18 protein-coding genes, 1 tRNA gene, 3 rRNA genes and 2 pseudogenes are annotated in these 26362 nt (G+C 52.1%); 15 read left to right on the top strand and 9 right to left on the bottom strand.

Annotation, left to right across the window (positions count from 1 at the left end; translation table 11 throughout):
- Nucleotides 1-52 precede the first annotated feature (52 nt).
- From clpB to SK34_RS05665, 6 genes are all read left to right on the top strand, one after another.
- Nucleotides 53-2626: an ATP-dependent chaperone ClpB gene (gene clpB / locus SK34_RS05690; protein WP_003845841.1), complete on the top strand. Its 2574-nt coding sequence runs from the start codon at nt 53-55 to the stop codon at nt 2624-2626.
- Between the two features lie 438 nt (nt 2627-3064).
- Nucleotides 3065-4606, top strand: a 16S ribosomal RNA gene (locus tag SK34_RS05685).
- 85 nt (nt 4607-4691) lie between these two features.
- Nucleotides 4692-4767 (top strand) — tRNA-Glu (locus SK34_RS05680).
- A 212-nt stretch (nt 4768-4979) separates the two neighbouring features.
- Nucleotides 4980-7886: ribosomal RNA gene (locus SK34_RS05675) — 23S ribosomal RNA — on the top strand.
- A gap of 95 nt (nt 7887-7981) precedes the next feature.
- A 5S ribosomal RNA gene (gene rrf / locus SK34_RS05670) occupies nt 7982-8097 on the top strand.
- Together the 16S, 23S and 5S rRNA genes with 1 tRNA gene alongside form the textbook arrangement of a ribosomal RNA operon.
- A gap of 357 nt (nt 8098-8454) precedes the next feature.
- On the top strand, nt 8455-9753 hold the full coding sequence (locus SK34_RS05665; protein ID WP_016150786.1) for an MFS transporter: 1299 nt from the start codon (nt 8455-8457) through the stop codon (nt 9751-9753).
- On the opposite strand, the gene SK34_RS05660 is transcribed toward SK34_RS05665, so the two are convergent.
- The 5 genes from SK34_RS05660 to trxC form a co-directional block, all read right to left on the bottom strand.
- The gene (locus SK34_RS05660) at nt 9750-10085 is read right to left on the bottom strand and encodes a YfiM family lipoprotein (protein ID WP_153687927.1); all 336 of its coding nucleotides are present in this window, start codon (nt 10083-10085) and stop codon (nt 9750-9752) included. The two genes, SK34_RS05665 and SK34_RS05660, sit on opposite strands and share 4 nt — an antisense overlap.
- A 32-nt stretch (nt 10086-10117) precedes the next feature.
- Nucleotides 10118-11473: a CDP-diacylglycerol--serine O-phosphatidyltransferase gene (gene pssA, locus SK34_RS05655; RefSeq protein WP_008319601.1), complete on the bottom strand. Its 1356-nt coding sequence runs from the start codon at nt 11471-11473 to the stop codon at nt 10118-10120.
- Between the two features lie 114 nt (nt 11474-11587).
- Nucleotides 11588-14248 (bottom strand): bifunctional acetate--CoA ligase family protein/GNAT family N-acetyltransferase, encoded by a 2661-nt coding sequence (locus tag SK34_RS05650; RefSeq protein WP_048232575.1) that lies wholly within the window; start codon nt 14246-14248, stop codon nt 11588-11590.
- 36 nt (nt 14249-14284) lie between these two features.
- Nucleotides 14285-14983 carry a tRNA-uridine aminocarboxypropyltransferase gene (tapT, locus tag SK34_RS05645; protein ID WP_048232573.1) on the bottom strand — a complete coding sequence of 233 codons (699 nt, stop codon included), beginning with the start codon at nt 14981-14983 and terminating at the stop codon, nt 14285-14287.
- 69 nt (nt 14984-15052) lie between these two features.
- Nucleotides 15053-15472, bottom strand: coding sequence for a thioredoxin TrxC (trxC, locus tag SK34_RS05640; protein ID WP_032937941.1), 420 nt, complete (start codon nt 15470-15472; stop codon nt 15053-15055).
- A gap of 207 nt (nt 15473-15679) precedes the next feature.
- On the opposite strand from trxC, the gene SK34_RS05635 reads away from it, so the two are divergent.
- Nucleotides 15680-16759: a tRNA/rRNA methyltransferase gene (locus SK34_RS05635; RefSeq protein ID WP_003838362.1), complete on the top strand. Its 1080-nt coding sequence runs from the start codon at nt 15680-15682 to the stop codon at nt 16757-16759.
- Between the two features lie 33 nt (nt 16760-16792).
- On the opposite strand, the gene ung is transcribed toward SK34_RS05635, so the two are convergent.
- Entirely contained in the window at nt 16793-17482 is a 690-nt protein-coding gene (ung, locus tag SK34_RS05630) for a uracil-DNA glycosylase (RefSeq protein WP_048232571.1), read from the bottom strand.
- Nucleotides 17483-17799: 317 nt separating this feature from the next.
- Here ung and grcA point away from each other — a divergent pair, with 317 nt between their 5' ends.
- Nucleotides 17800-18183 carry an autonomous glycyl radical cofactor GrcA gene (gene grcA / locus SK34_RS05625; RefSeq protein WP_003037563.1) on the top strand — a complete coding sequence of 128 codons (384 nt, stop codon included), beginning with the start codon at nt 17800-17802 and terminating at the stop codon, nt 18181-18183.
- A gap of 79 nt (nt 18184-18262) precedes the next feature.
- On the opposite strand, the pseudogene eamB reads toward grcA, so the two are convergent.
- A pseudogene (gene eamB / locus SK34_RS05620) lies at nt 18263-18669 on the bottom strand (cysteine/O-acetylserine transporter); the annotation flags it as partial.
- Between eamB and SK34_RS05615 the strand changes: the two are divergent.
- A pseudogene (locus tag SK34_RS05615) lies at nt 18669-19280 on the top strand (substrate-binding domain-containing protein); the annotation flags it as partial. The pseudogenes eamB and SK34_RS05615 overlap by 1 nt on opposite strands.
- A gap of 17 nt (nt 19281-19297) precedes the next feature.
- On the opposite strand, the gene srmB reads toward SK34_RS05615, so the two are convergent.
- Nucleotides 19298-20626: an ATP-dependent RNA helicase SrmB gene (gene srmB / locus SK34_RS05610; RefSeq protein ID WP_003037569.1), complete on the bottom strand. Its 1329-nt coding sequence runs from the start codon at nt 20624-20626 to the stop codon at nt 19298-19300.
- A gap of 130 nt (nt 20627-20756) precedes the next feature.
- On the opposite strand from srmB, the gene trmN reads away from it, so the two are divergent.
- Nucleotides 20757-21494, top strand: coding sequence for a tRNA(1)(Val) (adenine(37)-N(6))-methyltransferase TrmN (trmN, locus tag SK34_RS05605; RefSeq protein ID WP_048232567.1), 738 nt, complete (start codon nt 20757-20759; stop codon nt 21492-21494).
- Here trmN and nadB read toward each other — a convergent pair.
- The gene (gene nadB, locus SK34_RS05600) at nt 21479-23101 is read right to left on the bottom strand and encodes an L-aspartate oxidase (RefSeq protein ID WP_003037572.1); all 1623 of its coding nucleotides are present in this window, start codon (nt 23099-23101) and stop codon (nt 21479-21481) included. The two genes, trmN and nadB, sit on opposite strands and share 16 nt — an antisense overlap.
- 263 nt (nt 23102-23364) lie before the next feature.
- Between nadB and rseD the strand changes: the two genes are divergently transcribed.
- The 5 genes from rseD to rseC are packed head-to-tail and all read left to right on the top strand — an operon-like array spanning nt 23365 to nt 26200.
- Nucleotides 23365-23529, top strand: coding sequence for a rpoE leader peptide RseD (rseD, locus tag SK34_RS24635; RefSeq protein ID WP_049259737.1), 165 nt, complete (start codon nt 23365-23367; stop codon nt 23527-23529).
- The gene (gene rpoE / locus SK34_RS05595; RefSeq protein WP_003037573.1) at nt 23526-24101 is read left to right on the top strand and encodes an RNA polymerase sigma factor RpoE; all 576 of its coding nucleotides are present in this window, start codon (nt 23526-23528) and stop codon (nt 24099-24101) included. Before rseD ends, rpoE begins: the two co-directional genes overlap by 4 nt.
- 31 nt (nt 24102-24132) lie before the next feature.
- Entirely contained in the window at nt 24133-24783 is a 651-nt protein-coding gene (gene rseA, locus SK34_RS05590; RefSeq protein ID WP_003037574.1) for an anti-sigma-E factor RseA, read from the top strand.
- A complete protein-coding gene (rseB, locus tag SK34_RS05585) occupies nt 24783-25739 on the top strand; it encodes a sigma-E factor regulatory protein RseB (protein WP_003847063.1) in 957 nt (318 codons plus the stop codon). The genes rseA and rseB overlap by 1 nt, the downstream gene beginning before the upstream one ends.
- On the top strand, nt 25736-26200 hold the full coding sequence (gene rseC / locus SK34_RS05580; RefSeq protein ID WP_003037576.1) for a SoxR-reducing system protein RseC: 465 nt from the start codon (nt 25736-25738) through the stop codon (nt 26198-26200). Before rseB ends, rseC begins: the two co-directional genes overlap by 4 nt.
- Nucleotides 26201-26362 lie beyond the last annotated feature (162 nt).

The following is a 26362-nucleotide window of genomic DNA, read 5'->3' as shown; positions in this document are numbered from 1 at the left end:
GATGACCTCATTTAATCTCCAGTAGCAATTTTGACCTGTTATGGGAGGAGTTATGCGTCTGGATCGTCTTACCAATAAATTCCAGCTTGCTCTTGCCGATGCCCAGTCACTCGCATTGGGGCACGACAATCAATTCATCGAACCACTTCATCTAATGAGCGCCTTGCTGAATCAGGAAGGGGGATCGGTACGTCCTTTATTAACGTCTGCTGGCATTAATGCTGGCCAGTTACGTACAACCATTGACCAGGCGTTGAGCCGTTTGCCGCAGGTAGAAGGTACCGGCGGTGATGTGCAGCCTTCTCAGGAACTGGTGCGTGTACTGAATCTTTGCGACAAGCTGGCGCAAAAACGTGGGGACAACTTTATTTCGTCAGAACTGTTCGTTCTGGCGGTGCTTGAGTCACGCGGTACGCTGACCGATTTATTAAAATCAGCAGGGGCGACGACCGCCAATATCACTCAGGCAATTGAACAAATGCGTGGAGGTGAAAGCGTGAATGACCAGGGGGCTGAAGACCAACGTCAGGCCTTGAAAAAATATACCGTCGATCTGACTGAACGTGCTGAACAGGGCAAACTCGATCCAGTTATCGGCCGTGATGAAGAAATTCGCCGTACCATTCAGGTGCTGCAACGTCGTACTAAAAATAACCCAGTGTTAATCGGTGAACCCGGTGTCGGTAAAACAGCCATTGTTGAAGGGCTGGCCCAACGCATCATCAATGGTGAAGTGCCGGAGGGCTTAAAAGGCCGTCGTGTACTGGCGCTGGATATGGGCGCGCTGGTGGCTGGGGCCAAATATCGCGGTGAGTTTGAAGAGCGCTTAAAAGGTGTGCTGAACGATCTCTCGAAACAGGAAGGCAACGTCATTCTGTTTATCGACGAATTGCATACCATGGTTGGGGCGGGTAAAGCCGATGGCGCGATGGACGCCGGGAACATGCTGAAACCAGCGCTGGCTCGCGGGGAACTGCACTGCGTAGGTGCCACAACGCTTGATGAATATCGCCAGTACATCGAAAAAGATGCGGCGCTGGAACGTCGTTTCCAGAAAGTGTTTGTGGCTGAACCTTCAGTGGAAGACACCATCGCAATCTTGCGTGGCCTGAAAGAACGTTATGAGCTGCACCATCATGTGCAGATTACTGACCCGGCGATTGTTGCGGCAGCTACGTTGTCTCATCGTTATATTGCCGATCGTCAGTTACCGGATAAAGCTATCGACCTTATTGACGAAGCGGCATCCAGCATTCGTATGCAGATTGACTCCAAGCCGGAGGAACTCGACAGACTCGACCGCCGTATTATCCAGCTCAAACTGGAACAGCAGGCATTAATGAAAGAGTCTGATGAGGCAAGTAAAAAACGTCTCGATATGCTCAATGAAGAGCTGGACGACAAAGAGCGCCAGTATTCTGAGTTAGAGGAAGAGTGGAAAGCTGAAAAAGCCTCCCTCTCGGGAACGCAAACTATCAAGGCTGAGCTGGAGCAGGCAAAAATCGCCATCGAACAGGCGCGCCGCGTTGGCGACCTGGCGCGGATGTCTGAACTGCAGTACGGCAAAATTCCTGAACTGGAAAAACAGCTGGAAGCAGCCACCCAGTCTGAAGGCAAAACCATGCGTCTGCTGCGTAATAAAGTCACGGATGCAGAAATTGCTGAGGTGCTGGCGCGCTGGACCGGGATCCCGGTTGCTCGCATGCTGGAAGGCGAACGGGAAAAACTGTTGCGTATGGAACAGGAGCTGCACAGCCGTGTGATTGGTCAGAACGAAGCGGTGGAAGCCGTTTCTAACGCCATCCGTCGTAGCCGCGCGGGCTTGTCCGATCCGAATCGTCCGATTGGTTCATTCTTGTTCCTTGGTCCAACCGGGGTCGGTAAAACCGAACTGTGCAAAGCGCTGGCAAACTTTATGTTCGACAGTGACGACGCAATGGTGCGTATCGATATGTCCGAGTTTATGGAGAAACACTCGGTGTCTCGCTTGGTTGGGGCACCTCCGGGATATGTCGGTTATGAAGAAGGTGGGTATCTGACGGAAGCAGTACGTCGTCGTCCTTACTCTGTCATCCTGCTGGATGAAGTGGAAAAAGCACACCCGGATGTGTTCAACATTCTGCTGCAGGTGCTTGACGATGGTCGTCTGACTGACGGACAGGGAAGAACGGTCGACTTCCGTAATACGGTTGTCATCATGACCTCAAACCTGGGGTCTGATCTAATCCAGGAACGCTTTGGTGAGCTGGATTACGGCCACATGAAAGATATGGTGCTGGGCGTCGTGAGCCATAACTTCCGACCGGAATTCATCAACCGTATAGATGAGGTTGTTGTATTCCATCCGTTGGGTGAGCAGCACATTGCTTCTATTGCTCAGATCCAGCTGCAGCGTCTGTACAAACGTCTGGAAGAACGTGGCTATGAAATCCATATTTCTGACGAGGCGCTTAAACTGCTGAGTGCGAATGGTTACGATCCGGTATATGGCGCACGTCCATTGAAACGTGCTATCCAGCAGCAGATCGAAAACCCGCTGGCGCAGCAAATTCTGTCTGGTGAACTGATTCCGGGCAAAACGATTCGTCTGGAAGTGAATGACGATCGCATCGTGGCAGTGCAGTAAGTCACAAAACAACAATAAACGGGCCCTGCGGGGCTCGTTTTTGTTTAAAATTCAGGCGAAAATAGACGTATTGATTGAAAAGTAATCGCTTGATAAGTTTTTTATATTTTTAACTTGTCAGCCTGAAATAACTCCCTATAATGCGCCTCCACTGACACGGAACAACGGATTACAAGCCGCCGGGTCAGCGGGGTTCCACTGAGAACTCCGGCGAAGAAAGCGAAATTAAATGCTTGACTTCGCAGCGGGATGGCGTAATATGCACACCCCGCGCCGCTGAGAAAAAGCGAAGCGGCACTGCTCTTTAACAATTTATCAGACAATCTGTGTGGGCACTCGAAGATACGGATTCTTAACGTCGCAAGACGAAAAATGAATACCAAGTCTCTGAGTGAACACGTAATTCATTACGAAGTTTAATTCACGAGCATCAAACTTAAATTGAAGAGTTTGATCATGGCTCAGATTGAACGCTGGCGGCAGGCCTAACACATGCAAGTCGAACGGTAGCACAGAGGAGCTTGCTCCTTGGGTGACGAGTGGCGGACGGGTGAGTAATGTCTGGGAAACTGCCCGATGGAGGGGGATAACTACTGGAAACGGTAGCTAATACCGCATAACGTCGCAAGACCAAAGAGGGGGACCTTCGGGCCTCTTGCCATCGGATGTGCCCAGATGGGATTAGCTAGTAGGTGGGGTAACGGCTCACCTAGGCGACGATCCCTAGCTGGTCTGAGAGGATGACCAGCCACACTGGAACTGAGACACGGTCCAGACTCCTACGGGAGGCAGCAGTGGGGAATATTGCACAATGGGCGCAAGCCTGATGCAGCCATGCCGCGTGTATGAAGAAGGCCTTCGGGTTGTAAAGTACTTTCAGCGAGGAGGAAGGCATTAAGGTTAATAACCTTAGTGATTGACGTTACTCGCAGAAGAAGCACCGGCTAACTCCGTGCCAGCAGCCGCGGTAATACGGAGGGTGCAAGCGTTAATCGGAATTACTGGGCGTAAAGCGCACGCAGGCGGTCTGTCAAGTCGGATGTGAAATCCCCGGGCTCAACCTGGGAACTGCATCCGAAACTGGCAGGCTAGAGTCTTGTAGAGGGGGGTAGAATTCCAGGTGTAGCGGTGAAATGCGTAGAGATCTGGAGGAATACCGGTGGCGAAGGCGGCCCCCTGGACAAAGACTGACGCTCAGGTGCGAAAGCGTGGGGAGCAAACAGGATTAGATACCCTGGTAGTCCACGCCGTAAACGATGTCGACTTGGAGGTTGTGCCCTTGAGGCGTGGCTTCCGGAGCTAACGCGTTAAGTCGACCGCCTGGGGAGTACGGCCGCAAGGTTAAAACTCAAATGAATTGACGGGGGCCCGCACAAGCGGTGGAGCATGTGGTTTAATTCGATGCAACGCGAAGAACCTTACCTACTCTTGACATCCAGAGAACTTAGCAGAGATGCTTTGGTGCCTTCGGGAACTCTGAGACAGGTGCTGCATGGCTGTCGTCAGCTCGTGTTGTGAAATGTTGGGTTAAGTCCCGCAACGAGCGCAACCCTTATCCTTTGTTGCCAGCGGTCCGGCCGGGAACTCAAAGGAGACTGCCAGTGATAAACTGGAGGAAGGTGGGGATGACGTCAAGTCATCATGGCCCTTACGAGTAGGGCTACACACGTGCTACAATGGCATATACAAAGAGAAGCGACCTCGCGAGAGCAAGCGGACCTCATAAAGTATGTCGTAGTCCGGATTGGAGTCTGCAACTCGACTCCATGAAGTCGGAATCGCTAGTAATCGTGGATCAGAATGCCACGGTGAATACGTTCCCGGGCCTTGTACACACCGCCCGTCACACCATGGGAGTGGGTTGCAAAAGAAGTAGGTAGCTTAACCTTCGGGAGGGCGCTTACCACTTTGTGATTCATGACTGGGGTGAAGTCGTAACAAGGTAACCGTAGGGGAACCTGCGGTTGGATCACCTCCTTACCTTAAAGAAACGTTCTTTGTAGTGCTCACACAGATTGTCTGATGAAAAGTAAATAGCAAGGCGTCTTGCGATTGAGACTTCAGTGTCCCCTTCGTCTAGAGGCCCAGGACACCGCCCTTTCACGGCGGTAACAGGGGTTCGAATCCCCTAGGGGACGCCACTTGCTGGTATGTGTGAGTGAAAGTCGCCGACCTCAATATCTCAAAACTTACCTTCGGGTGACGTTTGAGATATTTGCTCTTTAAAAATCTGGATCAAGCTGAAAATTGAAACGACACACTGTGTCTGTTCTCCGTAAATAAGAACAGATAAGCGGTGTGTTCGAGTCTCTCAAATTTTCGCAATCAGAAGTGAAACATCTTCGGGTTGTGAGGTTAAGCGACTAAGCGTACACGGTGGATGCCCTGGCAGTCAGAGGCGATGAAGGACGTGCTAATCTGCGATAAGCGTCGGTAAGGTGATATGAACCGTTATAACCGGCGATTTCCGAATGGGGAAACCCAGTGTGATTCGTCACACTATCATTACGTGAATACATAGCGTAATGAAGCGAACCGGGGGAACTGAAACATCTAAGTACCCCGAGGAAAAGAAATCAACCGAGATTCCCCCAGTAGCGGCGAGCGAACGGGGAGCAGCCCAGAGTCTGAATCAGCTTGTGTGTTAGTGGAACGGTCTGGAAAGTCCGACGGTACAGGGTGATAGTCCCGTACACCAAAATGCACAGGTTGTGAACTCGAAGAGTAGGGCGGGACACGTGGTATCCTGTCTGAATATGGGGGGACCATCCTCCAAGGCTAAATACTCCTGACTGACCGATAGTGAACCAGTACCGTGAGGGAAAGGCGAAAAGAACCCCGGCGAGGGGAGTGAAAAAGAACCTGAAACCGTGTACGTACAAGCAGTGGGAGCCTCTTTATGGGGTGACTGCGTACCTTTTGTATAATGGGTCAGCGACTTATATTCTGTAGCAAGGTTAACCGTATAGGGGAGCCGAAGGGAAACCGAGTCTTAACTGGGCGTTAAGTTGCAGGGTATAGACCCGAAACCCGGTGATCTAGCCATGGGCAGGTTGAAGGTTGGGTAACACTAACTGGAGGACCGAACCGACTAATGTTGAAAAATTAGCGGATGACTTGTGGCTGGGGGTGAAAGGCCAATCAAACCGGGAGATAGCTGGTTCTCCCCGAAAGCTATTTAGGTAGCGCCTCGTGAATTCATCTTCGGGGGTAGAGCACTGTTTCGGCTAGGGGGTCATCCCGACTTACCAACCCGATGCAAACTGCGAATACCGAAGAATGTTATCACGGGAGACACACGGCGGGTGCTAACGTCCGTCGTGAAGAGGGAAACAACCCAGACCGCCAGCTAAGGTCCCAAAGTCATGGTTAAGTGGGAAACGATGTGGGAAGGCACAGACAGCCAGGATGTTGGCTTAGAAGCAGCCATCATTTAAAGAAAGCGTAATAGCTCACTGGTCGAGTCGGCCTGCGCGGAAGATGTAACGGGGCTAAACCATGCACCGAAGCTGCGGCAGCGACACTATGTGTTGTTGGGTAGGGGAGCGTTCTGTAAGCCGTTGAAGGTGGCCTGTGAGGGTTGCTGGAGGTATCAGAAGTGCGAATGCTGACATAAGTAACGATAATGCGGGTGAAAAACCCGCACGCCGGAAGACCAAGGGTTCCTGTCCAACGTTAATCGGGGCAGGGTGAGTCGACCCCTAAGGCGAGGCCGAAAGGCGTAGTCGATGGGAAACAGGTTAATATTCCTGTACTTGGTGTTACTGCGAAGGGGGGACGGAGAAGGCTATGTTAGCCGGGCGACGGTTGTCCCGGTTTAAGCATGTAGGCGGAGGTTCCAGGTAAATCCGGTACCTTTTTAACGCTGAGGTGTGATGACGAGGCACTACGGTGCTGAAGTAACAAATGCCCTGCTTCCAGGAAAAGCCTCTAAGCATCAGGTAACACGAAATCGTACCCCAAACCGACACAGGTGGTCAGGTAGAGAATACCAAGGCGCTTGAGAGAACTCGGGTGAAGGAACTAGGCAAAATGGTGCCGTAACTTCGGGAGAAGGCACGCTGATATGTAGGTGAAGTGGTTTACCCATGGAGCTGAAATCAGTCGAAGATACCAGCTGGCTGCAACTGTTTATTAAAAACACAGCACTGTGCAAACACGAAAGTGGACGTATACGGTGTGACGCCTGCCCGGTGCCGGAAGGTTAATTGATGGGGTTATCCGTAAGGAGAAGCTCTTGATCGAAGCCCCGGTAAACGGCGGCCGTAACTATAACGGTCCTAAGGTAGCGAAATTCCTTGTCGGGTAAGTTCCGACCTGCACGAATGGCGTAATGATGGCCAGGCTGTCTCCACCCGAGACTCAGTGAAATTGAACTCGCTGTGAAGATGCAGTGTACCCGCGGCAAGACGGAAAGACCCCGTGAACCTTTACTATAGCTTGACACTGAACACTGGTCCTTGATGTGTAGGATAGGTGGGAGGCTTTGAAGTGTGGACGCCAGTCTGCATGGAGCCATCCTTGAAATACCACCCTTTAATGGCTGGTGTTCTAACGTGGACCCGTTACCCGGGTTGCGGACAGTGTCTGGTGGGTAGTTTGACTGGGGCGGTCTCCTCCTAAAGAGTAACGGAGGAGCACGAAGGTTAGCTAATCCTGGTCGGACATCAGGAGGTTAGTGCAAAGGCATAAGCTAGCTTGACTGCGAGAGTGACGGCTCGAGCAGGTGCGAAAGCAGGTCTTAGTGATCCGGTGGTTCTGAATGGAAGGGCCATCGCTCAACGGATAAAAGGTACTCCGGGGATAACAGGCTGATACCGCCCAAGAGTTCATATCGACGGCGGTGTTTGGCACCTCGATGTCGGCTCATCACATCCTGGGGCTGAAGTAGGTCCCAAGGGTATGGCTGTTCGCCATTTAAAGTGGTACGCGAGCTGGGTTTAGAACGTCGTGAGACAGTTCGGTCCCTATCTGCCGTGGGCGCTGGAGAATTGAGGGGGGCTGCTCCTAGTACGAGAGGACCGGAGTGGACGCATCACTGGTGTTCGGGTTGTCATGCCAATGGCATTGCCCGGTAGCTAAATGCGGAAGAGATAAGTGCTGAAAGCATCTAAGCACGAAACTTGCCCCGAGATGAGTTCTCCCTGAGACTTTAAGTCTCCTGAAGGAACGTTGAAGACGACGACGTTGATAGGTCGGGTGTGTAAGTGTAGCGATACATTGAGCTAACCGATACTAATGAACCGTGAGGCTTAACCTTACAACGCCGAAGATGTTTTGGCGAAAGACAGACATCATATTCAGCTTGATACAGATTACATCAGAACGCATAAAGTGGTCTGATAACAGAATTTGCCTGGCGGCTGTAGCGCGGTGGTCCCACCTGACCCCATGCCGAACTCAGAAGTGAAACGCCGTAGCGCCGATGGTAGTGTGGGGTCTCCCCATGCGAGAGTAGGGAACTGCCAGGCATCAAATAAAGTGAAGAAGCCCATCCTGACGGATGGGCTTTTTTGCGTGTGCGCGGGGAAAAAACCGCCGGGCTGAACGTATTGATTGTGCAGGCCTGATAAGCGTAGCGCATCACGCAATTCCGGCGGCAGATTGCTGGATTCGACGTAACCGCCTTAATCGACTAACAAAAGCACACTGTCTCGATCTACTACACGGATCTCTCCCTCGAACATATCTGAATCCTTTCTCTGCTAATTAAAATCGTGATCTTTCCTGCATAATAATATATAACAATTATATAACATTTAATTCACTAAAAAACACACAACCATCATTGATAAATTCATGCGATCGTTGGCAGGGGTACAATTCTAATGGCTGATAGTAGTGTAACTGAGAACGGGGCGCTGGCAGACGGCGATACCCGCCGTCGTATATGGGCGATTGTCGGAGCATCATCAGGGAATCTGGTCGAATGGTTTGATTTCTATATCTACTCTTTCTGTTCTCTTTATTTTGCTCATATCTTTTTCCCATCAGGAAATACCACCACACAACTCTTACAAACCGCCGGCGTGTTTGCCGCAGGCTTCTTGATGCGACCAATTGGAGGCTGGTTGTTTGGCCGTATTGCGGATAAGCACGGGCGTAAAAAGTCCATGTTGCTGTCCGTTTGTATGATGTGTATGGGATCGTTGGTGATCGCTTGTCTACCGGGATATGAAACTATCGGTACCTGGGCCCCTGCGTTATTACTGCTGGCCAGACTATTCCAGGGGTTATCTGTAGGTGGTGAATACGGAACCAGCGCGACCTATATGAGTGAAGTTGCCGTTGAAGGTAAGAAAGGTTTTTATGCTTCATTCCAGTACGTGACGTTAATCGGCGGGCAGTTACTGGCATTGTTGGTTGTGGTCATATTACAGCACACGTTAGAAGACTCTGCGCTCAGAGCGTGGGGGTGGCGTATTCCATTTGCGTTGGGCGCCGTGCTGGCTATTGTTGCGCTATGGCTGCGTCGCCAACTGGATGAAACCTCGAAACAGGACGTTCGCGCGCTGAAAGAAGCAGGTTCCCTGAAAGGTCTGTGGCGTAATCGCAAAGCCTTTGTTATGGTGCTTGGCTTTACCGCCGCGGGTTCGTTGTGTTTTTACACGTTCACAACCTACATGCAGAAATACCTGGTCAATACAGCTGGTATGCATGCCAACGTAGCCAGCGGGATTATGACGGCGGCACTGTGTGTGTTCATGCTGGTTCAACCGCTGTTCGGCGCTTTGTCAGATAAGATTGGCCGGCGTACTTCAATGCTGTGTTTTGGCGCGTTGGCTGCGATTTTCACTGTTCCCATTCTGACAGCATTGCAAAGCGTAACATCCCCGTATATGGCGTTTGCTTTGGTGATGAGTGCCCTGTTAATCGTGAGTTTCTATACGTCAATCAGCGGTATTTTGAAGGCTGAGATGTTCCCGGCGCAGGTGCGCGCTCTGGGAGTTGGCTTATCTTATGCGGTGGCTAATGCCCTGTTTGGTGGCTCAGCTGAATATGTGGCGTTATCCCTGAAGTCTGTCGGTATGGAAACGACATTCTTCTGGTACGTCACCGCGCTGGCAGTTGTCGCGTTTTTAGTATCGCTGATGTTGCATGGGAAGGGGAAAGGTCTGCGCCTCTAGTAATGTGCCAGTTGCCAGACCGCATAGCCGGTAGACGCGCCTGCAACATCCCAGGCGAAGTCCTTCCAGCTCCAGCCGCTCCCTGCGGGACGGCTGTCCCACAGTTCTTTTGACGCGCCCAGGCTGACTGAGAACATCAGGCCGATAGCCGCACTGCGATCGCGGCTGTTGCCCTGATGTTGGGCATATTCATTGCCGGCTGCGGCAAGCATGGCGGAGGCGATGAAGTGTTGAGCTTTGTCTTGCCCACTCCACTGGTCGTTAGCCATGTGGCTGCAGCCAGAAATGGCCAGGATGCTGGTAAGAATGAACAGGCGCACCGTTGCCTCCATATGAAAAACCCCGTCACTGGACGGGGTCTTGATTACAGAATACGGCTAATTAATCTGTCGATACGAATACGGCGTAGTCGACGAATGAGCTTACGCACTTTGACTGGATAGTCAGCAATACTTTGCAGGTCGCGATAGTGCTTAACGACGGTAGTATGCGTACGGATAAGCTCCAGCTCTTTATCGCGCTGGGGAGTCAGCTCTTGCTTAGGATCGTGGATAAGGATGGCGTTTTCCAGATCCAGACGCCAGGCGCGAGGGTTAAGGTTGTTGCCGGTGAGCAGCATCCATTTATCATCAACCCACATACCTTTCAGATGATAGGTGTTGTCATCATCTTTCCATAGGCGTACGACCAGCTGGTCGGTATTCACGTAATACTGCAATCTGCTCAGGAAACGGCGCAGATTTATTTCATACAGATAAGGCAGCGCGCCGATGATCTTGAATGGCTCATCTTCTGGAATGAAAAAGTCGTTGGCGGTTTTATCACCGACAATGATTTCAACCTTTTTCCCTTCACGCAGCAGTTGAATGATATTGCGCACCAGTATGGCGGGCAGGTTGAAATAAGGGGTACAGATTGTGAGTTTGTGCTCCGCGCAGGGCATAAGATGGAAAATGGTCTTATTTAACAGACTGGATTTCCCAAGGCCCACCAGAGGCGTAACCGAAAGCTGTTCGTTATCAGCATCACCCTGAAAATGGAATGACGCATCACGCAGTTCTTGGCGGTACAGGCGGATATCGTTTTTAATTTCCGGGCTTTTAGGTCGGTTGATATCATCAAGGCGGTTAACGCCGCGACCCTTTATCAGGTTCTGCGTAACCCAATCGAACATGATATCGGCCATTTGCGCATTGCGAATCAACTGATAACGGTCATAGCGATATTTATCATGCTGATGCAGGTAAACATCGTTCAGACTGGCCCCGCTGTACAGGACGCTGTCATCGATAATAAAGCCTTTGAAATGCAGGACGCCAAGCGCTTCACGGGTGTTAATCGGAACGCCATAAACAGGAATATCGATACCAGGGTTTTCTTGCGCCATTCGGCAATACCAGTCAGCATTAGTATTGGATGCCGCAGCCCCAATACGACCGCGCTGAGCTCTGTGCCAGTCGACAAGTACCCGGACATCCAGTTCAGGACGCTGCCGTTTTGCCGCATAGAGAGCGTCAAGTATGCCTTTACCACCGTCATCCTGTTCCAGGTACAGCGCAATAATGCAGATCCGTCGCGTCGCGCTGGCTATTTTTTCCAGCAGAGTCTCCCTGAAATTAGCGGGAGCATAAAAGAAATCTACATCATCAACTGACTGAGAAATCTTGGGTAGTTGGGCAAGGTGTTGTTGATGTTTATTACGCTTAAATTTTGACAACATCACAGTGCATTTCTTCTCTGTTCATTGAAGGGTCCTCTGTGCTATGCAGACGACATAAGCGGGCAATGATACCACCAGTACCCATTAATGTGGTCAACATTTCCAGTACCTTACTCACGATTCCTCACATTGGGCCAGATTAAGCGTTAGCCCAACAATTCCCTCTTCGAGCTGGACGTCAACAACAAACCCGAGTTTTCGGGCCAGGGCGACCATCCCACGATTGTTTGGCATCGTAATACCATTCAAACGTATAAGTCCGTGATCTCGGGTATATGCAATTAATTTTTCCATCAATCGGCGACCCAGTCCAAGCCCTTTGAGATCGGAACGAACCAGTACGGCAAACTCAGCATCTACGTTATCAGGATCCGAGATTGCTCGCGTTACGCCGAGGATCTCTTCGTGATTATCTTTACAACGCACCGCAACAAAAGCCATTTCCCGATCGTAGTCGATCTGCGTCATATTGGCTAAATCTTCGTGGGTAAATTCATTGATCTCACTGAAATAGCGATAATAAAGATCTTCTTTTGTCACTTGAGAAATGAACTGCTGTAGATGAGGTTCATCCTCCGGTAAAATGGGGCGGAACAGACAGCGCTCGCCGTTCTTCAACTCCACCCACTCTTCAAGCTGATGGGGGTAGGGACGTACAGCCAGCCTGCTTTCGTTATCTCCCGCGAAAGGGGCAATATCCAGCGTAACGTCCAGCGCGGTAAATTCTTCGGCGGAGGCCAGCAGAGGATGAATATCCAGACGCTGAATTTCCGGGCAGTCGACGATCAAGTTGGAGACCTGCACCAGAAGTTGGCTCAACCCGGCGATATCCAGCGGACGTAGTGCGCTGCGAGCGCGGATCTTTTTATTTTTGATCCCCTGGATCACCAGATAACGCGCCAGATTCATGTTCAATGGCGGCAAGGCCACCACTGCTTGCTCTTCCGGTCGCCACTCAACACCACCTTCACCCAGCATAATCAACGGACCAAATACCGGGTCGTGTTCAACGACGACGCGAAGTTCTTGAGCACCAGCGCGATTCGCCATACTTTGTACTAATAAACCGTGAATGCGTGCCTGCGGCCAGGCCATTTTTACCCGATCGAAAATTGCATTGGCAGCCTGCTGCACTTCTGTTGCTGTACGCAGGTAGAGCATTACCCCCTGAACTTCCGACTTATGCGGGATATCAGGAGAACGCAGCTTGAGCGCCACCGGGTAGCCGATTTGCTCCGCGATGTGTACGGCCTCTGCGCTGTCGCTGGCGATCCATGTCGGCAGTGTATGTAAGCCATAGGCCTGTAAAATAGGCTGAACTTCATGAGTATCCAGCGACGTTGCGCCTTCTGCAATCGCCTGTTGTAACAGATTATGCGCTTCGGCGGTGTTGGTGGTCAGATTGTCAGGTAGCGCAGGCGTTTCACGCAGTTGCTTCTGGTTACGCCGGTACTCCACCATATGCATAAATGCAGTGATAGTGCCTTCAGGCGTGCGGTAGGTTGGTAATCCGGCTTCGCTAAACAGTCTGCGTGCTTCCTGTGAGGAAAACTCTCCGCACCAGTTGGTCAGCAACGAGACGAATTTTCCTCGGGGATGATGCTTTACCGCTTCAATCAATGCCTGTGCGCTTTCGGTTCCGGGAGCGGCTGCGCTGGGTGAATGAATCACCATCAACGCGTCGAAATCCTGGCTGGCGAGCAAAATATCCAGCGTCTTAACGTAGTTTTCGCTGCTGGCGTCATCACGCAGATCCAGTGGGTTGGCGATATCAACATGTTCAGGCAATGCATCGCGTAATTTCTGGCAGGTGTCTTCACTCAACGTCGCCAACTTGCCATTTTTTGACCACAGTTCATCTAATGCCAGTGCGGCAGGCGCGGCCCCATTGCTGATGATCATTAGCCTGTCGCCACGTAGTGGACGCATGTGGCTCAAGGTTTCGACTGCTGAGAACAGCTCGTGAGTGTCTTGTACGCGCAGTAAACCGGCGCGCTGAATAGCTGCATCCCACGCAGGGTCCATCCCGGCGCTGGTATGCAGTAAACGCTGCGCTGCAGGGCTGCGACCGCTCTTAATCACCAGAATAGGTTTATTGCGCGAGGCGCTACGGGCGGCGGAAACAAAGCGCCGGGCATCACTTAAATGTTCGAGATACAGCAATATCGCGCTGGTTTTACTGTCGCGTGCCAGGTAATCCAGTAGCTCATCAACGTCGATATCCAGGCTATCACCCAGCGCGATAAAGTAAGAAAAGCCCATTTCTCTCTGCTGTGCCCAGTCGAGTATGGTATTGGACACGGCGGCGGATTGAGAGATGAAAGCCAGCTTGCCGCGCTTAATCGGGACGGGGGAAAAGCTGGCGTTAAGTCCTTGCCAGGGTGCGAGAAGTCCCAGGCTGTTGGGACCCAGAAGACGTATGTTGTAGCGTGATGCGCAGGCCAGCAGCTCCGCGTGCTGCGCCGAGGGTGCTGAGAGAATAATGCAGGTTTTACAACCTTTCTCGCCAAGTGCTTCGAGTAATGCCAGGTTACGGCTGGCATTGGTGCACAACACGGCGAGATCGGGGCTAAAAGGCAGGCTGTTGATATTGGGCCAAGCCAGTACGCCCAACACCGCTTTCCATGCGGGCGTCACCGGTAAAACAGGTCCATTGAAACCGCCAGCAAGCAGGTTACGCATCATCAGGTAACCTGCGCGATTAGGCTTCATTGACGCCCCAATCACCGCAATGGATTTCGGTCGCAATAGTGCTTCCAGACCACGCTGACTCATATCGGCTTCCTTAATGACACCAGTGACCGAATGATTTTAAACGTTTTCTGATGAATCTGCTGTGACGTTTCCCTGATGTTGAGTTTTTCCTGCCAGGTAGCGGGTTTTAAAGCGAGTAAAATGATCGCTTAACCCTTCTGCGGCTTGCGTATCTCCCGCCAGATCCAACAAGGCGATGGCCACCTCGGCTGTGCAATATTGCCCTTCGGCGTGAACGCCACGCAGGTGGTAAGCAGAAAGGCGTGATAAATCAACAGAGATCACCGGCAGGTTATCGAGGTACGGGCTTTTGCGGAACATTTTACGCGCCTCAGGCCAGGTGCCGTCGAGCATGATAAACAATGGGGGCTTACCGGCTGGTGGCGTGAAAATCACTTCACGCTCTTCACCCGCATAGGAGGCCGGGAATACAACCATCGGCTGGTAATCCGGATTTTTCACCAGTTCCAGCAGCGCCTGCGGCGGCTCGGTACGCGACCACAGAAAAGCCGTGGTATCGGGCAGAATATCGGCAATTAAACGCCCCGTGTTGCTGGGCTTCATCGGCTCGGTATCAAACATCACCAGACAAAAGCGACTTTTTGCCTCAGAGGGCGCCAGAGTTGCGCACAAGCAGAGCTTCTGCGGCAGCAGGCAGCGTTGACAGCGGCGAACGCGATTACCTCGGGCAAGGAAAGGACGCGTGGCGCGCGCGAGGCGCTCAGCGCGTAACTGAAGAACAGCGTTATCGGTCATGGGGAAACACGTTGAAAAACGCTATTGTCGCAGAGGTGAAAACGGGGCACAAGATGCGCCCCGTAGAGATTATAATGATTCGTTAAGCCAGTTATCAAACGGGGCTTTTGGTACAGCGCCGTTAAGCATGTCGACGATTTCACCTTTTCTGAAGATCATGATGGTCGGAATGCTGCGGATACCGAAACGGGCGCTGAGTTCACGCTCGGCTTCCGTATTCACTTTAACAAAACGCACTTTGCCGCTACGCTCTTCCGCGACATCTTCAAAAATCGGGGCGAAGTTACGACATGGACCACACCAGGGGGCCCAAAAGTCAACGACCACCGGGAGATCGTCTTTTAACAGTTTATCCAGTGTCTCACCGGTCGCATTGATCACCTCCCCATCAAACAGGTCGTGACCACAGCGTCCGCATTTAGCCGCTTCCTGGACACGATCGTCAGGGATGCGGTTGATAGCCTGGCAGCTGGTACAAACGGTATTCATAACTAACCTCTGGATGAGTGGAGTGGACTTCACGGCATAAACGCCAGTATGTTTCTATTATGTTACATATTATCGGAGAGTCTGTTCTAAACAACAATGCGTTTTATTCAATGAGTACAATAGTCCTTAGCTTTTAAATGAAATAATGGCTAACGACGTGCACATCGGGTAATCTGCGCGCTTCGCGCAGAGCAGGTGGAGAAAAACATGAGCGACGAACTGAAGAACAAAAACGGCAAGGTCAAAGTGATGTACGTCCGCAGTGACGATGACTCGGATAAACGCACCCAAAATCCACGTACTGGCAAAGGCGGCGGTCGCCCCGGTACTTCCCGAGCCGAAGGCGGTCGTCGCCCTGCCCGTGATGAACGAAAGGGTCCGAACAGCGAACGTGGTCGTGAACGCGGGCGTGACCGCGATGTAGAACGCGACCGCAGACGTGAAGATTCACCGTGGCGTACCGTTTCCCGCGCACCGAATGATGACGCAGCGGATAAAGCCGATCACGGCGGTATTAGCGGTAAGAGCTTTATCGATCCTGAAGTATTACGCCGTCAGCGCGCGGAAGAAACCCGCGTTTACGGTGAGAATGCCTGTCAGGCTCTGTTCCAGAGTCGTCCGGACGCTATCGTCCGCGCCTGGTTTGTTCAGAGCGTAACCCCGCGTTTTAAAGAAGCATTACGCTGGATGGCGGCAAACCGCAAAGCCTATCACGTGGTTGACGAAGCCGAGCTGGCGAAAGCCTCTGGCACTGAACACCACGGTGGCGTCTGTTTCCTGATCAAAAAACGTAACGGCACCACCGTTAAGCAGTGGGTCAGTCAGGCAGGGGCGCAGGATTGCGTGCTGGCACTGGAAGATATCGCTAACCCGCATAACCTGGGCGGTATGATGCGTAGCTGCGCGCACTTCGGTGTGAAAGGCGTGGTGGTTCAGGATGCGGCGCTGCTGGAATCGGGGGCGGCTATCCGTACTGCTGAAGGTGGAGCAGAGCATGTTCAGCCGATTACCGGTGACAGCATTGTCGATGTGTTGGACGATTTCCGTAACGCGGGTTACACGGTAGTGATGACCTCAAGCGTGAAAGGTAAACCGCTGTTTACTACCGCGCTGCCGGAAAAAATGGTGCTGGTATTAGGGCGTGAGCGTGAAGCTCTGCCAGAAGCAGCATGTTCAGCCGACGACCTGTGCGTGGCGATTGACGGTACCGGCAAGGTAGAAACGCTCAATGTTTCTGTCGCGACCGGCGTTTTGCTCGCGGAGTGGTGGCGTCAGAACAAAGCCTGATAATAAAAATGCCAGCGAATCGCTGGCATTTTTTTACTCGCTTTCTGCGGGTAATACCGGCATCCAGTCAATCGGTTTTTCACCTCGTTGTTCCAGCCATTCATTCGCCAGTACAAAGTGATTGCAACCAAAGAAACCGCGATGCGCAGAGAGTGGTGATGGGTGGGGCGCTTTCAACACATGGTGACGCTGCGCATCAATAATCGCGCCTTTCTTCTGTGCGTGAGAACCCCAGAGCAGGAAAACCACGCCTTCCCGATGTTGGTTAATCAGGCTGATGACTTTATCGGTAAATGTTTCCCATCCAAGGCTGGCGTGAGAATGTGCCTGACCGGCGCGAACGGTGAGTACGGTGTTGAGTAACAGTACCCCCTGGCGTGACCAGCTTTCCAGATATCCGTGCGTGGGGCGGGTGAAGCCGGGAATTGTTGCTTCCAGCTCTTTGTACATGTTCAGCAACGAAGGCGGAGTGGCAATCCCCGGACGAACAGAGAACGCGAGACCGTGTGCCTGGCCTGGGCCGTGGTAAGGATCCTGACCCAGGATGACAACTTTCACGTCACCAAGCTCGGTAAAACGAAACGCGTTAAACACATCTTTTTGCGGCGGATAAATTGTCATTCCTGACTGACGCTCGCCGGCAACAGTATGCAGTGTGTTAACAAAATAAGGCTGCTGTTTTTCTTCAGCCAGCACATCGTGCCAGGTTAATTCGGTGGCCATCTCGCTCTCCTGCGAATTTTCAATCCCCCTAGCTTAACTGCTTCTTTCGACGTCGCAAAATTCTGTACGTTTCTCAATGGTCTACCCCTTAAAGATAGTTGAAAATTTATGTAAAAAGTTTAGCTGTGTACACAGCGTAAGTTGATGTAAAACAATAAAATCCACCTATCACCACTTTTCATGTGTGGTTTTTATTGATTTAAATCAAAGATTCGAGGGTGTGTGAGGGGTATATATACACTCAAGCAACAATGGTTTTACCAATTGGCCGGATGACGGCCAACCGAGATCAAATAATTTTGCCGGGGAGGCATCAAATGATTACAGGTATCCAGATTACTAAAGCTGCAAACGACGACCTGCTGAACTCTTTCTGGCTGCTGGACAGCGAAAAAGGCGAAGCACGCTGCATCGTTGCGAAAGCAGGTTTCAATGCTGATGAAGTCGTTGCTGTCAGCAAACTGGGCGAAATCGAATACCGTGAAGTACCGGTAGACGTACAGCCGGAAGTCCGCGTGGAAGGTGGTCAGCACCTGAACGTGAACGTTCTGCGTCGCGAAACGCTGGAAGATGCAGTTAAGCATCCGGAAAAATATCCGCAGCTGACCATCCGTGTTTCTGGTTATGCAGTGCGTTTCAACTCTCTGACCCCAGAACAGCAGCGCGACGTTATCGCTCGTACCTTTACTGAGAGCCTGTAAGGCTCACGGGGAATAGCCCCGTTTAGCAAAGAATCAAAAAGCGGAAGATGCCAGTGTGTCTTCCGCTTTTTTGCATCCGTTAGTAAAAGATCCTTACCGCGCAATACACCAACAGCAGCGCCAGAATGATATTCAACTGCCGGCCGTAACGGCGAAAAACGCGCTGAAAAAGATGGCCCGCCAGCGCCCAGCAGGCATTTGTGAAGGTGCCGATCAGCGCCAACAGAATACTCACTCCAATCAGCCAGTGTGCGTCCTGAGTGTACGGTAATACAAACGTGGATAACGCGGTAATGCCGTACAAAATGATTTCACGTTAACAAACTGCAAGCCAAAACTCGCCCAGAAGCTAATCGGCTCTGACCGCAAATCATCGTTTGTAGCCGGGCTGGTGGCGATCTTCAGCGCCAGCCACAGGATATAAGCTGCCCCAGCCCAACTGAGCCAATGGATGATGGCAGGATCCATAACCGCCAGTGAAAATGACGGGCGAAACGCTGCTGGCGTATAAAATGCCGCAGGTTTTACAGCGAGTTAAACAACGTGCGCCCCATGTGCGGTTGTCTTTACAGTCACTCAATTGTTATGTAATTCGCGATGCGTTGCTCAGTGATGAGGTCGATCTGGGGGGGGTTTATCGGGTGGGTAATGACGATGCCCTTGAGTTGATGCCGCTAGGCGATCAGTCACTGGCATTAGTTGCTTCGCCGCTGCTCCAGCACGTTAATTTTACTCAGTATAACCAGCACATTCCCTGCAGTTTTATCATTAATGAGCCGCAATGTATTTTCAGACAGCGCTTCGAGGGGCTACTGCGTAAACGACAGATTACGCTGGAAAATACCATTGAGTTATGGAGCATTGAAAGCATTAAGCAGTGCGTATCGGCAAATCTTGGGGTCAGCTTTTTGCCGCGTTTTGCCGTTGAGAGGGAGCTACGTTCAGGGGAATTGATTGAATTACCGTACAGTGAACAACCTGAGTTAATTACGGCATTGTGTGGTTATCATGCCGGAAAAGTCGTTAGTCCGGCGATGCGTGTGTTTCTTGAGTGTATTGAAGAGAGTTTTGCATCACGTGAAAAAATGCCGGGCTAAACGGCCCGGCATTCGGTTTACTCTTTGTCGGACTGCTGGGTAGCAGCTCCGCTCGGCTTACGACGTTTGCCGATATTTTTTGCATCGCGGTGACGTTTTTTCACCCGCGGCTTCTCTTTCTCTTTCGCTTTTTTCTCGGCGCGCTTCGCCAGCACTTTCTTGGATGGTTTACCGTTGGATTTCTCACTTGGCGCGCGCGTGGTTGGACGCAGTTCGTCGATGACGCGTGCTTTCAGCGGCTCGTCAATATAGCGGCTCGCTTTGCCGAGAAGCAGATGGTCGTGCGCTTCAACCAAAGAGATCGCAGTACCTTTACGACCTGCGCGACCGGTACGGCCAATGCGGTGCAGATAGGCATCGCCACTGCGCGGCATGTCGAAGTTAAACACATGGCTGACGTCAGGAATATCGATCCCGCGAGCGGCAACGTCGGTGGCTACCAGCACGTTCACGCGGCCATCGGTCAGGCGTTTGATCGCTTCATTGCGTTTGTTCTGCACCATCTCGCCTTCGAGATAGCAGTTGTTAATGCCCGCCTGGCGCAGCCAGCCTGCCAGCTCGTGCACACGCTCGCGTTTACGTACGAAGACAATCGAGCGGGTCGCTTCCGGCTGTTTTAACAGATGGATCAGCAGGGCAGTTTTGTGCTCGATGTCATCAGCACGGTAGTAAAACTGATGGATCTTCTTGCGTTCGCGGGTGGACGGATCCGCTGAGACTTCGACCGGATCTTCCAATAGACGCTCGGCAAAATCTTTAATCGCATCGCCTTCCAGCGTGGCGGAGAACAGCATGGTTTGCTTACGCCAGCGGGTTTCACCGGCGATATGTTCGATGTCCTGGGCAAAACCCATGTCCAGCATACGATCTGCTTCATCGAGAATTAGCGTCTCAACCGCATGGCAGTCGAAGTTTTCTTCTTTAATGTATTGCAGCAGACGACCCGTGGTGGCAACCACGATGTCCTGGTTTTCGCTAAAGACTTCCATGTGGTTCATGTAAGCCACGCCGCCGGTAATCGTAGCGATATCCAGATGCGTATTCTTCGCCAGCTCACGGGCGTGTTCAGCAACCTGCATCGCCAGTTCGCGCGTTGGCGTCAGGATTAAAATGCGCGGCGGACCAGATTTCTTGCGTGGGAAGTCGAGCAGGTGCTGCAACGCTGGCAGCAAATATGCCGCCGTTTTACCGGTGCCTGTCGGCGCAGAACCGAGTACATCACGGCCATCGAGCGCAGGCGGAATGGCGGCAGCCTGAATGGCGGTCGGGCGAGTGAAACCTTTTTCCTGGAGGGCATCCAGAAGGCTTTCATCGAGTTCAAGTTCGGAAAAAGTCGTTACAGTCATGTTCTACCTCTGAGTGGGGCGCTGATTATAGACGTTACGGCTGCAATCTTCATCTGTTTGTATGGATATACCTTCTCAGGTATTGTTTTTATCCTATGTTATCGTTTTTTTTCCAGGAAGGTTGTTCTTCATGCCCCAGTCTACATCCGTACTGAAACGTAATGGATTTACTTTTAAGCAGTTTTTTGTGGCACACGATCGCTGTGCAATGAAAGTCGGAACGGACGGCATTTTATTGGGGGCCTGGGCCCCCGTTGCGGGCGTAAAGCGGATCCTGGATATTGGTACCGGGAGCGGCCTGTTGGCGCTGATGCTGGCCCAGCGCACTGATGAAAACGTCATCATTGACGCCGTGGAGCTTGATGTCGACGCCGCGCAGCAGGCGCAGGAGAACATCGCGCAATCTCCGTGGATGCATCGCGTGAGTGTTCATACAGAAGATGCGCAACAGTGGATACCGCGTCAGACCGTGCGTTTTGATTTGATAATCAGCAATCCTCCCTATTATGAACAGGGCGTGGAATGCGCTACACCGCAGCGCGAGCAGGCCCGCTATACCACCTCGCTCGATCACCAGGCGTTGCTTACGCTGGCGGCGGACAGCATTACGGAAGACGGCTTTTTTTGTGTGGTGCTACCGGAGCAGATTGGTAACGCATTTACTCAGCAGGCGCTTAGCATGGGCTGGCATCTGCGATTGCGCACGGATGTAGCAGAAACCGAGGCCCGTCTACCGCATCGGGTATTGCTGGCATTCTCCCCGCAGGCCGGGGAGTGCTTTAGCGACAGGCTGGTGATCCGTGGGCCAGACCAACGTTACTCTGATGGTTATACGGCGCTGACCCAGGCGTTCTATCTGTTTATGTGATGACTGAGCGGCGAGAGAATTGACGGGCCCGCCTCTGGAAGCTGTTCTGGATAATCCAGCGTGTAGTGCAGGCCCCGACTCTCTTTGCGCATCATCGCGCAGCGGACAATCAGCTCGGCAACCTGCACCAGATTGCGCAGCTCCAGTAGGTTGTTCGACACACGGAAATGGGCGTAATACTCGTCGATTTCCTGTTGCAGCATGGTGATACGGCGCAGGGCGCGTTCCAGACGTTTAGTGGTGCGCACAATACCGACGTAATCCCACATGAACAGCCGCAGCTCATGCCAGTTATGCTGGATAACAACCAATTCATCTGGATTTTCTACCCGGCTTTCATCCCAGCCCGGGAGCGTGCTGACGCCGCGTGCATAAGGCATACGCCTGTCGATATCTTCAGCCGCGGACCAACCGTAAACCAGACACTCCAGCAATGAGTTCGATGCCATCCGGTTGGCGCCATGCAGGCCGGTGTAACTCACTTCGCCGATCGCATACAACCCATCGACATCGGTACGGCCAAAGTCATCAACCATCACGCCGCCGCAGGTATAGTGCGCGGCAGGCACGATGGGAACAGGTTCTTTGGTTAGATCAATGCCCAGTCCCAGCAACTTTTCATAAATCATCGGGAAATGCTGACGAACAAATTCTTCCGGTTTATGACTGATATCGAGGAACATGCAATCTGCACCCAGGCGCTTCATTTCATGATCAATGGCGCGGGCGACAATATCGCGGGGAGCCAGTTCGCCACGCTCGTCAAAATCGGGCATAAAGCGTGAACCGTCCGGGCGTTTCAGGTGCGCGCCTTCGCCGCGCAGCGCTTCGGTCAGCAGAAAATTGCGCGCCTGCGGATGATACAGCGCTGTTGGGTGAAACTGGTTAAACTCCAGGTTGGCGACGCGGCATCCCGCACGCCAGGCCATTGCAATTCCGTCACCCGAGGAAATATCCGGATTGGTGGTGTATTGATATACCTTTGACGCGCCGCCGGTGGCCAGCACTACCGACTTCGCATGGCAGGTTTCTACGGCTTCTTTATTACGATTCCAGATCCAGGCACCGACAACCCGACGCGTTCCCGGCAGACCGATTTTATCGGAGACAATCAGGTCGACAGCATTACTGCGCTCGAGAACCCGGATGTTGGGATGATTTTGTGCCTGGCTGACGAGGGTGGTTTCGACTTCTTTGCCGGTAGCATCCGCAGCGTGCAGGATGCGTCGATGGCTGTGACCGCCTTCACGGGTCAGGTGATAGCTCTCTTCACCGTTAGGCTGAACCTGCGTATCAAATAAGACGCCCTGATCGATAAGCCATTGAACGCAGGTACGGGCATTGCTGGCGACAAATTCCACCGCATGGCGATCGCACAGCCCGGCCCCGGCAATCAGCGTATCTTCAACGTGGGAGTCGATACTGTCGGTTTCATCGAAAACCGCGGCAATACCGCCCTGGGCATAAAATGTCGAGCCTTCGCTGACCGGCCCTTTGCTCAGGACAATAACCTGATGCTTTTCAGCCAGGCGCAGCGCCAGTGAGAGTCCGGCAGCCCCGCTGCCAATGATCAGCACGTCACAGGATAATTCAGGAGTCGTATTCATGATTTTTGTTTAATTTACTAAACAGTGTTTGGTCACCATAGCACCACATTGCGCGATACTGCACGTTTTATTTTTAAACGTGTTGCAATGACTAAACATGAAAGAAAAACATGATGAGGGCGAAATAGGCAAAAATATTTTGTGAAGCAGGCCGTTAGCACCAGATTATGTGATGAAATAAAGTGCCCGTTGGGTTACTCTGCAAGCGGTGAAATGGGCATTTCTGTACAGATAGTGCGTTGATCGGGTTATGTAGACTTATAATGAGAGATAAGACCTGTCTACAACATGACAAACAAAAAACAATGCGTAACGGAACTTTACGAAACTTGAGCACTCTAAGCATTTGCTTGCTCATAGTGAAGCTGATGGAGTGGCGTTTCGAAGGCGCGTGGAAATTTGGTTTGGGGAGACTTTACCTCGGATGAGCGAGCAGTTAACGGACCAGGTCCTGGTAGAACGGGTCCAGAAGGGAGATCAGAAAGCCTTTAACCTACTGGTAGTGCGCTATCAGCATAAGGTGGCGAGTCTGGTTTCTCGCTATGTACCATCGGGTGATGTACCCGATGTAGTACAAGAAGCATTTATCAAAGCCTATCGTGCGCTGGACTCGTTCCGGGGGGATAGTGCTTTTTATACCTGGCTGTATCGTATTGCGGTCAATACAGCGAAGAATTACCTGGTCGCTCAGGGGCGTCGTCCACCTTCCAGTGATATAGATGCGATTGAAGCAGAAAATTACGAAAGTGGCGGTGCGCTGAAAGAAATTTCGAACCCTGAGAACTTAATGTTGTCAGAAGAACTGAGACAGATAGTTTTCCGAACTATTGAGTCCCTCCCGGAAGATTTACGCATGGCAATAACCTTGCGGGAGCTGGATGGCCTGAGCTATGAAGAGATAGCCGCTATCATGGATTGTCCGGTGGGTACGGTGCGTTCACGTATCTTCCGAGCGAGGGAAGCTATTGATAATAAAGTTCAACCGCTTATCAGGCGTTGACGATAGCGGGATACTGGAAAAGGTATTAGGCATGCAGAAAGAAAAACTTTCCGCTTTAATGGATGGCGAAACGCTGGATACTGAGTTGCTCAAAGAGCTGGCTCACGACCCGGAAATGCAAAAAACCTGGGAGAGTTATCACCTGATTCGCGATTCCATGCGAGGTGATACTGCCGACGTTCTCCATTTCGATATTTCCGCCCGCGTAATGGCCGCCATCCAGGATGAGCCGGTACGTCAGACGGCGCCATTGATTCCTGAGGCCCAGCCAGCACCGCACCAGTGGCAGAAAATGCCGTTCTGGAAGAAAATGCGTCCGTGGGCCGCGCAGCTTACTCAAATGGGTGTGGCCGCGTGTGTATCACTTGCAGTTATTGTTGGCGTCCAGCACTATAATGGGCAATCTGAAACGTCCCAGCAGCCCGAAACGCCGGTATTTAATACATTACCGATGATGGGTAAAGCCAGTCCGGTAAGCCTGGGTGTACCTTCTGACGCGACGGCCAGCGGCGGTCAGCAACAGCAGGTACAGGAGCAGCGTCGTCGTATTAATGCCATGTTGCAGGATTACGAACTGCAACGTCGACTGCACTCTGAACAGCTTCAGTTTGAGCAGGCCCAGACACAGCAAGCCGCTGTGCAGGTGCCAGGAATTCAAACTTTAGGAACGCAATCGCAGTAATGAAGCAACTTTGGTTTGCCATGTCACTTGTGGCTGGTAGCCTGTTCTTCTCTGTCAACGCCTCGGCCAATCCTGCGTCCGGGGCGTTGTTGCAGCAGATGAATCTGGCCAGCCAGTCGCTCACCTATGAGCTGTCATTTGTCAGCATCAATAAGCAGGGTGTTGAATCCCTACGTTATCGCCATGCCCGCCTGGATAACCGTCCGCTCGCGCAACTGTTGCAAATGGATGGTCCGCGCCGGGAAGTGGTGCAACGTGGCAACGAAATCAGTTATTTTGAGCCAGGTCTCGAACCGTTCACTCTGAACGGCGACTATATCGTTGACTCACTGCCCTCCCTGATTTACACCGACTTCAAACGTCTTGCTCCCTACTATGATTTTATCTCAGTAGGCCGCACCCGTATTGCCGACAGGCTCTGTGAAGTGATCCGCGTTGTGGCGCGTGACGGCACCCGTTACAGCTATATCGTTTGGATGGACACTGAGACCAAGCTGCCAATGCGTGTTGATCTTCTTGACCGTGATGGCGAAACGCTGGAACAGTTCCGCGTCATCGCGTTTACTGTTAACAACGGTGTCAGCGACAGCATGCAGACGCTGGCGAAAGCCAATCTGCCGCCGTTGTTGTCAGTTCCTGCGGGTGAGAAAACCAACTTCAACTGGAGTCCGTCGTGGTTGCCGCAAGGCTTCAGCGAGGTGTCCAGCAGTCGACGTCCGCTGCCGACGATGGATAACATGCCGATCGAATCACGGCTTTATTCCGATGGTCTGTTCAGTTTCTCCGTGAACGTAAACCGCGCGATGCAAAACAGCGCCGATCAACTGCTGCGCACTGGACGCCGCACGGTTAGCACCAGCGTGCGAGATAACGCCGAAATCACTATTGTCGGTGAGCTTCCGCCGCAAACGGCGAAGCGTATCGCGGACAATATTAAGTTCAGGGCTGCACAATGATTAAAGAGTGGGCGACGGTCGTCTCCTGGCAAAATGGTCTGGCGACGGTCAGCTGTGATGTTAAAGCATCATGTAGCAGCTGTGCTTCCCGGGCCGGATGCGGGAGCCGCGTGCTGAACAAACTGGGACCACAGACCACACACACCATCGTGGTGCCCTGCGACGAACCCTTGACCCCTGGTCAAAAAGTTGAACTGGGCATTGCCGAAGGTAGCCTGCTCGGTTCGGCGATGCTGGTCTACATGTCTCCGTTGGCGGGACTGTTTCTTTTCGCGGCGCTATTCCAGGTACTGTTTGGTTCCGATCTTGCGGCATTAAGCGGAGCAGTGTTGGGGGGCGTGGGCGGATTCCTGATTGCTCGTGGATACTCTCGTAAGCTTGCTGAACGCGAAGCCTGGCAGCCGGTCATTCTGAACGTTGCTCTCCCACCCGATCTTATTCGCGTCGAAACCCAGCAGTGATATCTTTGCCTGATGGCACTGCGCTTATCAGGCCTACAGCGTCCTCAGATGCAGGCGTAGGTCGGATAAGGCGTTTATGCCGCCATCCGACAAAAGTTTCATCGACTTTGCAAAGTTGTTTCCAGTTCCCGCTATCCTTGCTCTATGAACATTTCCTCGCCT

Origin of the sequence: Citrobacter sp. MGH104, assembly GCF_001034485.1 — a bacterium.
Classification (GTDB): Bacteria; Pseudomonadota; Gammaproteobacteria; order Enterobacterales; family Enterobacteriaceae; genus Citrobacter; species Citrobacter freundii.
This window is presented reverse-complemented; position numbering and strand designations above follow the sequence as displayed.

Coding starts and splice junctions, on each gene's coding strand:
- tapT (WP_048232573.1), bottom strand. CDS start 14,983: ATGACCGATAACGCTGTTCTTCAGTTACGCGCTGAGCGCCTCGCGCGC.
- SK34_RS05650 (WP_048232575.1), bottom strand. CDS start 14,248: ATGAGTCAGCGTGGTCTGGAAGCACTATTGCGACCGAAATCCATTGCG.
- SK34_RS05635 (WP_003838362.1), top strand. CDS start 15,680: ATGAGCGACGAACTGAAGAACAAAAACGGCAAGGTCAAAGTGATGTAC.
- SK34_RS05660 (WP_153687927.1), bottom strand. CDS start 10,085: ATGGAGGCAACGGTGCGCCTGTTCATTCTTACCAGCATCCTGGCCATT.
- SK34_RS05665 (WP_016150786.1), top strand. CDS start 8,455: ATGGCTGATAGTAGTGTAACTGAGAACGGGGCGCTGGCAGACGGCGAT.
- rseB (WP_003847063.1), top strand. CDS start 24,783: ATGAAGCAACTTTGGTTTGCCATGTCACTTGTGGCTGGTAGCCTGTTC.
- pssA (WP_008319601.1), bottom strand. CDS start 11,473: ATGTTGTCAAAATTTAAGCGTAATAAACATCAACAACACCTTGCCCAA.
- nadB (WP_003037572.1), bottom strand. CDS start 23,101: ATGAATACGACTCCTGAATTATCCTGTGACGTGCTGATCATTGGCAGC.
- rseD (WP_049259737.1), top strand. CDS start 23,365: ATGAGAGATAAGACCTGTCTACAACATGACAAACAAAAAACAATGCGT.
- rseA (WP_003037574.1), top strand. CDS start 24,133: ATGCAGAAAGAAAAACTTTCCGCTTTAATGGATGGCGAAACGCTGGAT.
- srmB (WP_003037569.1), bottom strand. CDS start 20,626: ATGACTGTAACGACTTTTTCCGAACTTGAACTCGATGAAAGCCTTCTG.
- trmN (WP_048232567.1), top strand. CDS start 20,757: ATGCCCCAGTCTACATCCGTACTGAAACGTAATGGATTTACTTTTAAG.
- rpoE (WP_003037573.1), top strand. CDS start 23,526: ATGAGCGAGCAGTTAACGGACCAGGTCCTGGTAGAACGGGTCCAGAAG.
- rseC (WP_003037576.1), top strand. CDS start 25,736: ATGATTAAAGAGTGGGCGACGGTCGTCTCCTGGCAAAATGGTCTGGCG.
- trxC (WP_032937941.1), bottom strand. CDS start 15,472: ATGAATACCGTTTGTACCAGCTGCCAGGCTATCAACCGCATCCCTGAC.
- grcA (WP_003037563.1), top strand. CDS start 17,800: ATGATTACAGGTATCCAGATTACTAAAGCTGCAAACGACGACCTGCTG.
- clpB (WP_003845841.1), top strand. CDS start 53: ATGCGTCTGGATCGTCTTACCAATAAATTCCAGCTTGCTCTTGCCGAT.
- ung (WP_048232571.1), bottom strand. CDS start 17,482: ATGGCCACCGAATTAACCTGGCACGATGTGCTGGCTGAAGAAAAACAG.